Below are 14,234 nucleotides of genomic sequence, written 5' to 3' on the forward strand. Positions count from 1 at the left end.
GCGGCGTCCTTTAAACAGATTTCGGGAGGAGGCGCTCAAACAGCGCCTCTACAGTATTAAAGCGCTCTTCCGGGCGTTCCATCGGCACCTGGAACTTGAACATTGTGGCGCCTTCGAATTTGTAGCGTTTTGGCTGGCTCTGGATCAGTTTGATCAACGTCATCGGATCGACCGGCGTCTGCGCTTCGAACTCGATGCGCCCACCTTGCGGGCCGCCATCGACCTTTTTGATGCCCAACTGCTCAGCCTGCAACTTCAAGGCTGTGATGCGCACCAGATTTTTCGTCGGTTCCGGCAACAAGCCAAAGCGGTCGATCATCTCGACTTGCAGATCCTTCAGGCCTTCCTCGTCGGTCGCCGAAGCAATGCGCTTGTACAGAATCAGGCGGGCGTGAACGTCCGGCAGATAGTCTTCCGGAATCAGCGCCGGCACGCGCAGATTGACTTCGGGGCCACCGCCGAGCGGTTGATCGAGGTTCGGTTGCTCGCCCTTGCGGATCGACTTCACCGCGCGTTCGAGCATCTCCATGTACAGCGTGAAACCGACGGCTTGAATCTGCCCGCTCTGGCCATCGCCAAGCAGTTCGCCGGCACCACGGATTTCCAGGTCGTTGGTGGCCAGTACGAAGCCGGCGCCGAGATCCTGAGTATTGGCGATCGCTTCCAGACGCTTTTCCGCGTCCGAAGTGATTTGCTGGCGCGGCGGCGTCAGCAAGTAGGCATACGCCTGGTGGTGACTGCGACCGACACGACCACGCAACTGGTGCAGTTGCGCCAGGCCGAATTTGTCAGCGCGCTCGATGATAATGGTGTTGGCGCTCGGTACGTCGATGCCGGTCTCGATGATGGTCGAAGCGATCAGCACGTTGAAACGCTTGTGATAAAAGTCGCTCATCACCTGTTCGAGTTCGCGCTCGCGCATCTGCCCGTGACCGATGCCGATACGTGCTTCCGGCACCAGTTCGGCGAGGTCGGCGGCGCATTTCTCGATGGTTTTCACATCGTTGTGCAAGTAGTAAACCTGACCGCCGCGCAGCAGTTCGCGGAGCAGGGCCTCTTTGACCGTGCTCTTGTTCTGCTCCATGACGAAGGTGCGCACCGACAGGCGTCGCGCCGGCGGTGTGGCGATGATCGACAAATCGCGCATGCCCGACACTGCCATGTTCAGCGTGCGCGGAATCGGCGTGGCGGTCAGTGTGAGGATGTCGACTTCGCTGCGCAGGGCCTTGAGCTGTTCTTTCTGGCGCACACCGAAGCGGTGTTCTTCGTCGATGATCACCAGCCCGAGATTTTTGATTTTCACGTCATCGGACAGCAGTTTGTGCGTGCCGATGACGATGTCGATCTTGCCTTCCGCCAGATCGGCGATCGCTGCGTTCACTTCTTTGGCCGATTTGAAGCGGCTCATCACTTCCACGCTCACCGGCCAGTCGGCGAAGCGGTCGCGGAAGCTGTTGTAGTGTTGCTGGGCGAGCAGGGTGGTCGGCACCAGAATCGCAACCTGGCGGCCACCGTGGACGGCGATGAACGCCGCGCGCATGGCCACTTCGGTCTTGCCGAAACCGACGTCGCCGCAGACCAGGCGATCCATCGGTTTCGGCGCGAGCATGTCGGCGCGCACGGCTTCGATGGTGGTTTGTTGATCCGGGGTTTCTTCGAACGGGAAACCGGCGCTGAACGTCGCGTAATCGGCTTTCGGGTCGGCGAACGCATAACCTTCGCGAGCGGCGCGGCGGGCGTAGATGTCGAGCAATTCAGCAGCGACGTCACGCACTTGTTCGGCGGCTTTGCGCTTGGCTTTCTGCCAGGTCTCGGAGCCGAGGCGGTGCAGCGGGGCCAGCGAATCGTCGCTGCCGGTGTAGCGCGCGATCAGATGCAGGTTGGCCACCGGCACGTAAAGCTTGGCGTTCTCGGCGTATTCGAGGGTGAGAAATTCGGCGGCCTGATCGTCGATTTCCAGAATGGTCAGGCCGAGATAGCGACCGACGCCGTGATCGATGTGCACCACCGGCGCGCCTTCGCGCAACTCGGTAAGGTTCTTGATCACTGCATCGTTGTTGCCGTCGGCACGTTTCTCGCGGCGACGACGCTGCATCACGCGTTGGCCGAACAGCGGACTTTCAGCGACCAGCGCCAGCGCCGGATCGTCGAGCATCAGGCCTTCGTCGAGCGGGGCAATGGTGATTGCCAGACGATCCTTGCTCGCGACGAAGTCCGGCCAGCTGTCGACGGTCTTCGGCCGCAGCTTCAGACGTTCGAGTAACTCCAGCAGCACTTCGCGACGGCCCGCGGATTCAGCAGTGAACAGCACGCGCCCGGGGAATTCATCGAGGAAGCCAGCCAGCGCTGCCAGCGGTTGCGTGGCTTTTGCTTCGATTGCCAGATTCGGCAAGGCTTGCGCCGGGAAGCGCTCGCGACCGGCGCCGGTCTCGACGTCTTGCTGACTGGCAACCACTCGCGGCCAGCTCTTCAGGCGGGCGAAGCAGTCTTCCACCGGCAGGAACAATTCGGCGGGTGGCAATAAAGGACGCGATGGATCGACGCGGCGCTCTTCATAACGATTACGCACGTCGTTCCAGAAATTCTCCGCCGCTTGCTCGATGCCCGGCAGCGAGAACACTTGCGTGTCCTGCGGCAGGTAATCGAACAGGGTCGAAGTTTCGTCGAAGAACAGCGGCAGGTAGTACTCGATACCGGCCGGAGTAATCCCGCTGCTCAGATCCTGAAAGATCGGGCAGCGCCGGAAGTCGACGTCGAAACGCTCGCGAAAGCGCGCCTTGAAGCGGGTGACTGCGTCTTTCTGCAACGGGAATTCACGCGCCGGCAGCAGCTTGACCGAGTCGACCTTGTCGATGGAGCGCTGGTTTTCCGGGTCGAAGGTGCGCAGGGTTTCGATTTCGTCATCGAACAGGTCGATGCGATACGGCAACTTGCTGCCCATCGGGAACAGGTCGATCAGCGCGCCGCGTACGGTGAATTCGCCGTGCTCATAAACCGTGTCGACGTAGCGATAGCCGCTGGCTTCGAGGCGGGAGCGCATCTGTTCAACGTCGAGCTTCTGCCCGACATCCAGCACCAGGCTGCTGCCGAGCAGGAATTTGGTCGGCGCCAGACGATGCAGGGCCGTGGTGATCGGCACCACCAGCACGCCATGTTCCAGTTCCGGCAGCCTATACAGGCTGGCGATGCGCTGGGAAATGATGTCCTGATGCGGCGAGAACAGGTCGTAGGGCAGGGTTTCCCAGTCGGGGAAATGCAGAACGGGCAAATCCGGGGCGAAGAAACTCAGCTCCTGTTCCAGTCGTTCAGCGCTTTGGCTGTCGGCGGTCAGTAGCAGGGTGAAGCGCTTGGCAGCGCTGGCAGCCTCGGCAATCGCCAGACTGAGGGCAGCGCCGGGCAAATTGCCCCAATGCTGTTTACCTGCCTCGGCAGGGAGTTGCGGTAGACGCAGAACGGGCACGGAAGGTTGAGCTCCAGGCTTTGCGACAAAGTCGGTAATTGTAGCGGCGTCCGGTGTCGCCTGTCAGTTGCAGACTGTGTCTATCTTCGCTGTTTCAGCGAAATGTAGTGGTAACCATAAAAAGCAGGCGTTTTTTAGCGATTATGTAGTGCCAAAATTGGCTCGTGTTACGGAGGGTTACAGACATCGTCTAACAGTCGACGAAAAATTGACAGCGCTGGAAGCCGCGTATTTACTGGGCTGGCGCGAGGCGTGATTTTTTTGAAAGGAATTTTGTTACCGATTTCGCGACAAGCGCGCATTGCTGAATGAGGTTGTGGGCGGCATAATGTAGCCCCTTTTTTCTGCCCCTACATGTGGAAGGTTACCGTGACTCAGAAGCCCGACCAGTGTCTTGGTGAATGGATCGACCGTGAAGCACTCGCAGAAGCGATGATCCCGCTTATCGGTCAGCTCTACCGCAATAACAACGTGGTGAGCTCGATCTATGGCCGCAGCCTGATCAACCAGTCTGTCATCGCGATTCTCAAAGCTCACCGCTTTGCGCGCCACCGTTCTTCCGACGACAGCGAACTCTCCGTCCACGAAACATTCCCACTGCTCAAAGCCATGAGCGAGCTCAAGCTCGGCGCGGCTTCGGTAGATCTGGGCAAGTTGGCGTTCAAATTCCGCAACGAAGGCAATGGCCGCAGCGCCGAGCAATTCGTTCGTGAAGAAATGGCTGATGTGGTTGGCCAGCAAAACGCTTCCGCACGTAAAGGCACCGACGTTGTGCTGTACGGCTTCGGTCGTATCGGCCGTCTGCTGGCGCGCATCCTGATCGAGAAAACCGGTGGTGGCGACGGTCTGCGTCTGCGTGCCATCGTCGTGCGCAAAGGCGCCGACAACGACCTGACCAAACGCGCCAGCCTGCTGCGTCGCGATTCGGTACACGGTTCGTTCAACGGCACCATCACCATCGACGAAGAAAACAACACCATCACCGCCAACGGTAACCTGATCCAGGTGATCTACGCGAAGAACCCGACTGAGGTGGATTACACCCAGTACGGCATCAAAGACGCGCTGCTGGTGGACAACACCGGTGTATGGCGTGACGCTGATGGCCTGGGCCAGCACTTGCAGTGCCCGGGTATCGACCGCGTTGTTCTGACCGCGCCTGGCAAAGGCAAACTGAAGAACATCGTTCACGGCATCAACCACGGTGAAATCACCGCTGATGACAAGATCGTCTCCGCTGCTTCCTGCACCACCAACGCCATCGTGCCGGTGCTGAAAGCTGTGAATGACAAGTTCGGCATCATCAACGGTCACGTCGAAACCGTTCACTCGTACACCAACGACCAGAACCTGATCGACAACTTCCACAAAGGCGATCGCCGTGGTCGTAGCGCCGCGCTGAACATGGTGATCACCGAGACCGGTGCTGCCACCGCTGCTGCCAAGGCCCTGCCTGAGCTGGCCGGCAAGCTGACCGGTAACGCGATCCGTGTTCCAACGCCTAACGTGTCGATGGCCATTCTCAACCTCAACCTTGAGAAAGCCGCCACCCGTGAAGAGATGAACGAGTACCTGCGCTACATGGCGCTGCACTCCGATCTGCACAAGCAAATCGACTTCGTTAACTCGCAGGAAGTGGTTTCGACCGACTTCGTTGGCTCGCGCCACGCTGGTGTGGTCGACGCTGAAGCGACCATCGTTCAGGACAACCGCGTTGTTCTGTACGTCTGGTACGACAACGAGTTCGGTTACAGCTGCCAGGTGATCCGCGTGATGGAAGACATGGCTGATGTGAATCCGCCAGCGTTCCCGCGCTAAGCGATAGCTGCACATGAAAACGCCCCGACTTTGGTCGGGGCGTTTTTGTTTGGGGGAAGATCAAAAGATCGCATTGATTCTGTAGGAGCTGCCGAAGGCTGCGATCTTTGCTTTATGCCCTCATCGCTGGCAAGCCAGCTCCCACAGGTTTCTTGGTGAATTGCACAATTGCGTTAACACCCGAAACCCTGTGGGAGCTGGCTTGCCAGCGATAGCGTCCTATCGGGCGCCGCCAGGGATGGCTGCTTGCGCCGTGCGCAGTTCATGCTTGTTGCCACGAAACAGCACCAACGTTGCAATCAACCCGAGTACCGCCGCACCACTCAGCCAGATCCCCGGCGCAGCCTTGTTATCCAGCACATGAATCAGGTACGTGCACGCCGCCGGCGTAAACCCGCCGAACGTCGCCGTCGCCAGGCTGTAGGCCAAAGAGAACCCTGTTGTGCGCACTTCCACCGGCATAATCTCGGTCAGCGCCACCACCATCGCGCCGTTGTACGAGCCGTACAGGAACGACAGCCACAACTCGACGATCAGCAAATGGCTGAAGCTCGGATTCGCCACCAGCCACGACAGGGCAGGGTAAGCGGTAAGAATCGCCAGAATCGTCGCCGCCAGCAGTAGGGGTTTGCGCCCGATCTTGTCAGACACCGAGCCCATCACCGGCAACCAGAAGAAGTTCGACAGGCCGATACACACCGTCACCAGCAACGCATCGAAATCTGACAAGTGCAGCTCGGCCTTACCGAAGGTCGGGGTGTACGCGGTGATCAGATAGAAGGAAACCGTAGTCATCACCACCAGCGCCATGCCAGCGATGACGATGCCAAAATTCTGACCGATCGAGCGGACAATTTCCCGCAAGGTAGGGCGATGTTTCCGCGCCTGGAATTCCGGGGTTTCTTCCAGCGAACGACGAATGACGAAAATCACCGGCACAATCATGCAGCCGATCAGGAATGGCACGCGCCAGCCCCAGTCACCCATTTGCTCGGGGCTCAGCCAGTGGTTGAGGCCGACACCGAGCAAACCGGCGAATACCACCGCCGCTTGCTGGCTGGCGGACTGCCAACTGACAAAGAAGCCCTTGCGGCCCGGCGTGGCGATTTCTGCCAGATACACCGACACGCCGCCTAGCTCCACGCCCGCCGAGAAACCTTGCAGCAAACGGCCGAACAGCACTAATAGTGGCGCAGCGACCCCAAGCGTGGCGTACCCCGGCACGCAGGCAATCAGTACAGTGCCGGCCGCCATCAACGCCAGCGTGATGATCAGACCCTGGCGACGACCGTGACGGTCGATGTAGGCGCCGAGGAAGATCGCCCCCAGCGGTCGCATCAGGAAACCGGCACCAAAGGTCGCCAGCGAAAGCATCAGTGAAGCGAAGGCGCTGTCAGTCGGGAAGAAGGTTTTGGCGATGGCCGTGGCGTAGAAGCCGTAGACCATGAAGTCGAACATTTCGAGGAAGTTGCCGCTGACAACGCGGAAGATCGCTTTGCCTTTGCCCGTGGTGGAGGACATGTTCAGGTACTCACTATTGGATTTTGTATAAAGATGTTGCAGATCCTTTAATTCATAATGGCCGCCGTGGTTTTACGGAGAGATGAATAATTGTTCACTGGACGGTTGCTTGGGCTTGTGATGCTGGCTGGCATATTGGCTGGCTGCGGCAATGGCGATTCCATGGAAAGCTTTGGCGGGCCAACTATGGGCAGCACGTATTCGATCAAGTACGTGCGTCACGCTGGCATGCCTGAATCAACGCAGGTTCGCAGTGAAGTGGAGGGCATCCTCGGCGAAGTCGATCGGCAGCTGTCCACCTATCGCAACGATTCGGACATCGAACGCTTCAACGCTTTGCCCGCCAATAGCTGTCAGAAGATGCCCGCATCGGTACTCGAATTGATCCGCGTCGGCGAAAAACTGTCAGTGCAAAGCGAAGGTTCCTACGACCTCACTGTCGAGCCGCTGATGAATCTCTGGGGTTTCGGTCCGCAAGGTCGTGAAGAGAAAGTCCCTGATGCCGCCGTACTGGCAAAGGTGATGCCGCGGGTTGGCCATCAGCATCTGCACATCAGTGGCAATCAGCTGTGTAAAGACGCCGCTGTCGAAGTCGACTTCAACAGCATCGCCGCCGGTTATGCCGTCGACACCATCGCCGCCAGGCTCGACGCGCTGGGCGTTCACGATTACCTGGCTGAAGCCACGGGCGAATTAAAGGCCAAAGGCAAAAAACTCGACGGCTCAGCTTGGCGCATTGCCTTGGAAGAACCCCGCGACGATCAACAAATCGCCGAGCGCATCATCAATGTCGATGGCTATGGCGTCTCGACCTCCGGCGACTACCGCAACTATTTCCTGCAGGACGGTCGGCGCTATTCCCACACCTTCGATGCGCGTACCGGTGCGCCCGTCCTACATGACCTGGCGTCAGTCACGGTGATTCATCCTTCAGCGTTGATGGCTGATGGACTATCGACGCTGTTGCTTATTCTCGGCCCCGAAAGGGCGTGGGACTATGCCGAAAAACATGACATTGGTGCATTCTTTGTGATTCGTGCCGATACAGGTTTTATCGTCCGCACCAACAAGGCTTTCGAGCGCCTCAGTGGCGAAAAAACTGACTGAGAACAATACGAAAGCTGGCGTTGTAGTGCAGGCAAAAGTAGCCTACGACGCGACCAAGGGTTAATGTGCGCGGCGTTGACGCTTCTATAGACTGTGTCCGGGTTCTTGATTGACCCCCAATTGTTCCTTCGCGCCGCCGTTCGGCGTGATTTAGCCGCCGGTGCTGCTGGCACCGCGGCCTGTTCTGAGGAGTACGCATGGCTGTCTACAACTACGACGTGGTGGTGCTGGGTTCCGGCCCGGCGGGAGAAGGCGCGGCAATGAACGCCGCCAAAGCAGGGCGCAAGGTCGCGATGGTCGACAGCCGTCGCCAGGTCGGCGGCAACTGCACCCACCTCGGTACCATCCCGTCCAAGGCACTGCGTCACTCGGTGCGGCAGATCATGCAGTTCAACACCAATCCTATGTTCCGGGCGATCGGCGAGCCACGCTGGTTCTCCTTCCCGGACGTGTTGAAAAGCGCCGAGAAAGTCATTTCCAAACAAGTCGCTTCGCGTACCGGCTACTACGCCCGTAACCGCGTCGACGTGTTCTTCGGTACCGGCAGCTTCGCTGACGAGCAAACCATCGAAGTGGTCTGCGCCAACGGCGTGGTCGAAAAACTGGTGGCCAAGCACATCATCATCGCCACCGGCTCGCGTCCTTATCGCCCGGCGGACATCGATTTCCACCACCCGCGTATCTACGATAGCGATACCATCCTCAGCCTCGGCCACACCCCGCGCAAACTGATCGTTTACGGCGCCGGCGTGATCGGTTGCGAATACGCGTCGATTTTCAGCGGTCTGGGTGTACTGGTTGAGCTGGTCGACAACCGTGGTCAGTTGCTGAGCTTCCTCGACTCGGAAATCTCCCAGGCGTTGAGCTACCACTTCAGCAATAACAACATCACCGTGCGCCACAACGAAGATTACGATCGCGTTGAAGGCGTCGACAACGGCGTGATTCTGCACCTGAAGTCGGGCAAGAAGATCAAGGCCGACGCCTTGCTCTGGTGCAACGGCCGTACCGGTAACACCGACCAGTTGGGCCTGGAAAACATCGGCGTCAAGGTCAACAGCCGCGGCCAGATCGAAGTCGACGAGGCTTACCGCACCTGCGTGCCGAACATCTACGGTGCCGGTGACGTGATCGGCTGGCCGAGCCTGGCCAGTGCCGCCCATGACCAAGGCCGTTCGGCCGCTGGCAGCATCGTTGATAACGGTAGCTGGCGCTTTGTGAATGACGTGCCGACCGGCATCTACACCATTCCGGAGATCAGCTCGATCGGCAAGAACGAGCAGGAACTGACTCAGGCCAAAGTGCCGTACGAAGTCGGCAAGGCGTTCTTCAAGAGCATGGCGCGTGCACAGATCGCCGGCGAGCCGCAAGGCATGCTGAAGATCCTGTTCCACCGTGAAACCCTGGAAGTGCTGGGTGTTCACTGCTTTGGTTATCAGGCGTCGGAGATCGTTCACATCGGTCAGGCGATCATGAACCAGCCGGGCGAACTGAACACCCTGAAGTACTTCGTCAACACCACGTTCAACTACCCGACCATGGCCGAAGCCTATCGGGTAGCGGCGTACGACGGCCTCAACCGGCTTTTTTGACGGGCTCCGGCCGGTGGCCTGAGCCGGCCGGGGAGACCGATTTCAGCAATTCTCGAGCGTGGCAGTGGCCAAACCGGGAAAGTCTGTAATCAGGCTGTCAACGCCGAAGTCGGCGAGTCTGCGCATCAGCGCAGGCTCGTTGACGGTCCACACCGACACATGCAACCCCTGACGCTGCGCCTTCTGCAGGCGTTCCGGCGTACACAGCGTCCAGTTCAGCGCAAGAATCTCGCAGCCGTAACTGGCCGCGACCTTCAACGGGTCGAGCCAGGCGTATTCGGCGACCAGTCCGCGCGACACGTCCGGCACCAGATCCAGCGCTGCTTTCAAAACTTCCCGCGAGCTCGAGGTGATTGTCACCTTGTCGAGCAGGCCGTGGCGTTGGGCCATTTCACGAATCGCCAGCACCGTGGTTGCGGCGCGGGTGCGTGAAGCGCTCTTGACTTCCAATTGCCAGTGCTCGAAATCGCATTGCTCGAACAACTCTTCCAGCGTCGGAATCGGGCACGGCTTGATCCAGCCCGGGCCACCCGTGCGCGCATCGTAGGTCACCAGCTCGGCGGCGGTGTGCTCGACGACTTTGCCGCGCCGATCCGTGGTGCGTTTGAGGGTCGGGTCGTGGATGACCATCAACTCGCCGTCCTTGGACAGGTGCAGATCGAGTTCGCAACGGCGCACGCCGTGCTTGAGACATTCCTGAAAACTGCTCAGGGTGTTTTCCGGTGCTTCGCCCTTGGCGCCGCGGTGGCCGTAGATGAGGGTCACGGTTCTTCCTTAAATTAAATGCCTGATTCGTTCTGTTCGCGGGCCAGTCGTCGTTCCTGGGCCTGCTTCTGCAAGATATAGCGGGCGAGCAACTGGCGCTGGGCGTCGGTCAAGTGTTCGAACTCGGTGCCGACGTCATAACCGTCGCCCTTGCGGTCGCAATGGGTGACACGGGCGCGCAGCAGCAGGCCGAGCGCTTGCGGCATCAGCACCAGTTTCACCGACAGGTGGGCGCCGGCGGCAATCGGCGTCGGGTGCTGGAAGTCGATCCCGCCTTCGGAAATGATCACGGGTTGCGGCTCGCCAATGTGGCCGAGCACGGTCAGGGCGACCACCTGGCTGAGCAGGTCGATGCGTTTGTTCTGCGATTTGAGGAACGCGGCGATGGCCCGGTCGCGCTCGCTGATCTGCCGCAACAAGTGCTGCGACTCGAATTCGCTCAGGTGCAGTTCGCTGAGCAGGTTGAACAGTGGGGAAGCATCCTGCAACACTTCCTGGCCTGCGGCTTCGGGAGCGGACAGGGGCCGAATTTCCAGTGCGATCGTGTCCTCGATACGGTAGTATTCGCGGCGATCTTCTTCATCTAATGTCGACATGGCGAACCCATGGTAGCGGCGGTGGTCTGAGTGTAAAGCTGGTTATCGACCCCCGCCACAAGGACGTTCCTTTTCCCTCCGAACAAGCCCCGACATGTTCAGACCTCTCTTCGTATTTATCGGCACGCGTTATACCCGTGCAAAGCGTCGCAATCATTTTGTGTCATTCATTTCCCTGACTTCGATGATCGGGCTCGCCCTTGGCGTGGTCGTGATGATCGTCGTGCTGTCGGTGATGAATGGCTTCGATCATGAGATGCGCACCCGCGTGCTGGGCATGGTGCCCCACGCGACCATTGAATCCACCGAGCCGATCAACGATTGGCAAAGCCTGGCCACCAAGGTCAAGCAGAACCCGCAGGTGACGGCCGTTGCGCCGTTCACCCAGATGCAGGGTCTGCTGACCAATAACGGCCAAGTCTCCAAGGTGTTGCTCAATGCCATCGACCCTGCGCTCGAGCGCAACGTGTCGATCATCGACAACTTCATGAAGCAGGGCAAACTCGACGATTTGACGCCGGGCAGTTTTGGCATCGTCATTGGCGACAAGGCCGCGACCAAGCTGGGCGTGGGCATCGGTGACAAGATCACCTTCGTCGCGCCGGAGGTCAGCGTGACCCCGGCCGGGATGTTCCCGCGCATGAAACGCTTTACCGTGGTCGGCATTTTCCATGTTGGCGCCGGTGAGCTGGACGGCTATCTGGGCGTCACTAACCTGCAGGATCTGGCGAAGATGCACCGCTGGAAACCGGATCAGGTACAGGGCATCCGCCTGAAGTTCGACGACCTGTTCCAGGCGCCGCGTGTGGCATGGAACATCGCCCAGCAGCTTGGCGAAGACCATTACTACGCCCGCGACTGGACCCGTACCCACGGCAATCTGTATCAGGCGATCCGCATGGAAAAAGCCATGATCGGCCTGCTGTTGCTGCTGATCGTCGCCGTCGCTGCGTTCAACATCATTTCCACACTGGTGATGGTGGTCAACGACAAGAAGGGCGACATCGCCATTCTGCGCACGTTGGGCGCGACGCCGGGCACGATCATGCGCACGTTCATGGTGCAAGGCACGGTGATCGGTGTGGTCGGTACAGCGATTGGTGCGGTGGTCGGTATTTTCGCTGCACTTAACGTCAGCGCCGCGATCTCGGCACTGGAAGGCCTGATCGGCCATAAATTCCTTAATGCTGACGTGTATTTCATTGATTATCTTCCGTCGCAGGTGCAGAGCCAGGATGTCGTCATGGTCTGCGCCGCGGCGTTGGTTCTGAGTTTCCTCGCCACCCTGTATCCCGCCTGGCGTGCCGCGCGCACCCAGCCGGCGGAGGCGCTACGTTATGAGTGAGTCGGGCATGAGTGAACAAGCAATCTTGAGCTGCCGCAACCTGGGCAAATCCTACGAGGAAGGCCCGGAGTCGGTCGAAGTGCTGGCCGGCCTGCAACTGGAGTTGCACCCGGGCGAGCGTGTGGCGATTGTCGGCACCTCGGGTTCGGGCAAAAGTACTTTGCTCAACCTGCTCGGTGGCCTGGATACGCCGACCAAGGGCAGCGTCTGGCTCGACGGTGAAGAACTGTCGGCGCTGAGCGAGAAGAAGCGCGGCCTGCTGCGCAACCGCGCGCTCGGTTTCGTTTACCAGTTCCACCATTTGCTGCCGGAATTTACCGCGCTGGAAAACGTCTGCATGCCGCTGCTGATCGGCAAGACGCCGATCCCGGAAGCGCGTCAGCGTGCGACCGCTTTGCTGGAGCGCGTCGGCCTCGGCCATCGCCTGGAGCACAAACCCTCGGAACTGTCCGGTGGTGAGCGTCAGCGTGTCGCCATCGCTCGAGCTTTGGTGAACAAGCCAGGCCTGGTGATGCTCGACGAGCCGACCGGCAACCTCGACTCCCACACCGCCCAGGGCATTCAGGATTTGATGCTGGAACTCAGCACCTCAATGCGTACCGCGTTTCTGGTGGTGACTCACGACATGAACCTGGCCCGCCAGATGGATCGCGTACTGCACCTGCAAGAAGGTCGCCTCACGCCTATCTGATTGGCTGCAACCCGACGCCGGAAACGGCGTCGGGTCTTTTATTTTTATACGGTGCCCCAGCGAATGTTCAGACCGTTATCGATCTTTATCGGCACGCGCTATACCCGCGCCAAGCGCCGCAATCGCTTTGTTTCGTTCATTTCGATGACCTCGATGATCGGCCTCGCCCTCGGCGTGCTGGCAATGATCGTGGTGTTGTCGGTGATGAACGGCTTCCAGCGCGAAATGAGCTCGCGCATCCTCGGCATGGTGCCGCACGCGACCATCGTTGGCGTCAAGCCGATCGATGACTGGCAGCCCGTCGCCGCCGCTGCGATGAAAAATCCTGAAGTGACTGCCGCTGTGCCATTCACCGAAATGGAAGGCATGCTTTCCTACAAGGGTTTGATGCAGCCGATTCAGATCAGCGGTGTCGATCCGGCTCAGGAAGGCAAGGTCTCGATTGTTGCCCAGCACATTGTGCAGGGCCGACTCGACGCGTTGAAACCGGGTGAGTTCGGTGTGGTGATCGGTGAAATCACTGCACGACGTTTCCGCCTCAACGTCGGCGACAAGATCACCCTGATCGTCCCGGAAGTCAGCACTGCACCGGGTGGCATCACCCCGCGTATGCAGCGGCTGAACGTGGTGGGTGTGTTCAAGGTTGGCGCTGAACTGGACGGCTCGATGGGCCTGATCCACGTGGCTGATGCCGCGACCATGCAGCACTGGGAACCGAATCAGGTGCAGAGCGTGCGTCTGGCGGTCAAGGACCTTTACGCCGCACCGAAAGTCTCCGCGGACATCGCCGCCAGTCTGGGCGCCGACTTCAAGGCTGACGACTGGACGCACACCCAGGGCAGCCTGTTCAGTGCGATGAAGATGGAAAAAACCATGATCGGCCTGCTGTTGCTGATGATTGTCGCGGTGGCGGCGTTCAACATCATCGCGACGTTGATCATGGTGGTGAATGACAAGGGCGCGGACATCGCGATCCTGCGTACCATCGGCGCCACGCCACGGCAGATCATGGCGATCTTCATGGTGCAGGGCACGGTCATCGGCATTGTCGGCACTATTATTGGCGGCGTGCTGGGTGTGATTGCCGCGCTGAATGTCAGTCAGATCGTCGGCTGGATCGAGCGAGTCAGCGGCCAGCACATCTTCAGTTCAGACGTGTATTTCGTCAGCAATCTGCCGTCGGAATTGCAGGCGGGGGATGTGCTGTTGATCTGCTCGGCGGGTTTCATTCTGAGCTTTCTGGCGACGGTGTATCCGGCGTGGCGAGCGGCGAAGATCGAACCGGCTCACGCCCTGAGATATTCGTAAGCCACTCCATGCTCGTTCCCACGCTCTGCGT

General features: G+C 59.4%; 10 protein-coding genes. 6 read left to right on the forward strand and 4 right to left on the reverse strand.

What is annotated here, in order from left to right:
* Positions 1-10 precede the first annotated feature (10 nt).
* Positions 11-3,460 (reverse strand): transcription-repair coupling factor, encoded by a 3,450-nt coding sequence (gene mfd, locus ACQ4MY_RS25025; RefSeq protein ID WP_008082185.1) that lies wholly within the window; start codon positions 3,458-3,460, stop codon positions 11-13.
* Between the two features lie 354 nt (positions 3,461-3,814).
* Between mfd and ACQ4MY_RS25030 the strand changes: the two genes are divergently transcribed.
* On the forward strand, positions 3,815-5,278 hold the full coding sequence (locus tag ACQ4MY_RS25030; protein ID WP_008082184.1) for a glyceraldehyde-3-phosphate dehydrogenase: 1,464 nt from the start codon (positions 3,815-3,817) through the stop codon (positions 5,276-5,278).
* Between the two features lie 219 nt (positions 5,279-5,497).
* Here the strand turns inward: ACQ4MY_RS25030 and ACQ4MY_RS25035 are convergent, their stop codons facing one another.
* Positions 5,498-6,799 carry an MFS transporter gene (locus ACQ4MY_RS25035; protein ID WP_008087743.1) on the reverse strand — a complete coding sequence of 434 codons (1,302 nt, stop codon included), beginning with the start codon at positions 6,797-6,799 and terminating at the stop codon, positions 5,498-5,500.
* Between the two features lie 120 nt (positions 6,800-6,919).
* Here ACQ4MY_RS25035 and ACQ4MY_RS25040 point away from each other — a divergent pair, with 120 nt between their 5' ends.
* Complete coding sequence (locus ACQ4MY_RS25040; RefSeq protein WP_440096805.1) at positions 6,920-7,906, forward strand: FAD:protein FMN transferase; 987 nt, start codon at positions 6,920-6,922, stop codon at positions 7,904-7,906.
* A 197-nt stretch (positions 7,907-8,103) separates the two neighbouring features.
* A complete protein-coding gene (gene sthA, locus ACQ4MY_RS25045; RefSeq protein ID WP_007984277.1) occupies positions 8,104-9,498 on the forward strand; it encodes a Si-specific NAD(P)(+) transhydrogenase in 1,395 nt (464 codons plus the stop codon).
* A 42-nt stretch (positions 9,499-9,540) separates the two neighbouring features.
* Here sthA and ACQ4MY_RS25050 read toward each other — a convergent pair whose 3' ends face one another.
* Together ACQ4MY_RS25050 and ACQ4MY_RS25055 are read right to left on the reverse strand one after the other, a co-directional pair.
* Positions 9,541-10,263 (reverse strand): glycerophosphodiester phosphodiesterase, encoded by a 723-nt coding sequence (locus ACQ4MY_RS25050; RefSeq protein ID WP_440096806.1) that lies wholly within the window; start codon positions 10,261-10,263, stop codon positions 9,541-9,543.
* A 14-nt stretch (positions 10,264-10,277) separates the two neighbouring features.
* Entirely contained in the window at positions 10,278-10,859 is a 582-nt protein-coding gene (locus ACQ4MY_RS25055) for a PilZ domain-containing protein (RefSeq protein WP_008087736.1), read from the reverse strand.
* A 94-nt stretch (positions 10,860-10,953) separates the two neighbouring features.
* Between ACQ4MY_RS25055 and ACQ4MY_RS25060 the strand changes: the two genes are divergently transcribed.
* From ACQ4MY_RS25060 to ACQ4MY_RS25070, 3 genes are all read left to right on the forward strand, one after another.
* Entirely contained in the window at positions 10,954-12,204 is a 1,251-nt protein-coding gene (locus ACQ4MY_RS25060; RefSeq protein ID WP_158828845.1) for a lipoprotein-releasing ABC transporter permease subunit, read from the forward strand.
* Positions 12,197-12,895 (forward strand): lipoprotein-releasing ABC transporter ATP-binding protein LolD, encoded by a 699-nt coding sequence (gene lolD, locus ACQ4MY_RS25065; protein WP_008087731.1) that lies wholly within the window; start codon positions 12,197-12,199, stop codon positions 12,893-12,895. Before ACQ4MY_RS25060 ends, lolD begins: the two co-directional genes overlap by 8 nt.
* A gap of 63 nt (positions 12,896-12,958) precedes the next feature.
* A complete protein-coding gene (locus tag ACQ4MY_RS25070; RefSeq protein WP_440096808.1) occupies positions 12,959-14,203 on the forward strand; it encodes a lipoprotein-releasing ABC transporter permease subunit in 1,245 nt (414 codons plus the stop codon).
* The last annotated feature ends 31 nt before the right edge of the window (positions 14,204-14,234 follow it).

The sequence above is a fragment of the Pseudomonas sp. SM4 genome (assembly GCF_051913165.1).
Classification (GTDB): domain Bacteria; phylum Pseudomonadota; class Gammaproteobacteria; order Pseudomonadales; family Pseudomonadaceae; genus Aquipseudomonas.

Bases quoted from the DNA above. Each gene is read 5' to 3' on its own strand.
- ACQ4MY_RS25030 (WP_008082184.1), top strand. From the start codon at position 3,815: ATGTGGAAGGTTACCGTGACTCAGAAGCCCGACCAGTGTCTTGGTGAA.
- ACQ4MY_RS25035 (WP_008087743.1), bottom strand. From the start codon at position 6,799: ATGTCCTCCACCACGGGCAAAGGCAAAGCGATCTTCCGCGTTGTCAGC.
- ACQ4MY_RS25040 (WP_440096805.1), top strand. From the start codon at position 6,920: ATGCTGGCTGGCATATTGGCTGGCTGCGGCAATGGCGATTCCATGGAA.
- sthA (WP_007984277.1), top strand. From the start codon at position 8,104: ATGGCTGTCTACAACTACGACGTGGTGGTGCTGGGTTCCGGCCCGGCG.
- ACQ4MY_RS25055 (WP_008087736.1), bottom strand. From the start codon at position 10,859: ATGTCGACATTAGATGAAGAAGATCGCCGCGAATACTACCGTATCGAG.
- ACQ4MY_RS25060 (WP_158828845.1), top strand. From the start codon at position 10,954: ATGTTCAGACCTCTCTTCGTATTTATCGGCACGCGTTATACCCGTGCA.
- lolD (WP_008087731.1), top strand. From the start codon at position 12,197: ATGAGTGAGTCGGGCATGAGTGAACAAGCAATCTTGAGCTGCCGCAAC.
- ACQ4MY_RS25070 (WP_440096808.1), top strand. From the start codon at position 12,959: ATGTTCAGACCGTTATCGATCTTTATCGGCACGCGCTATACCCGCGCC.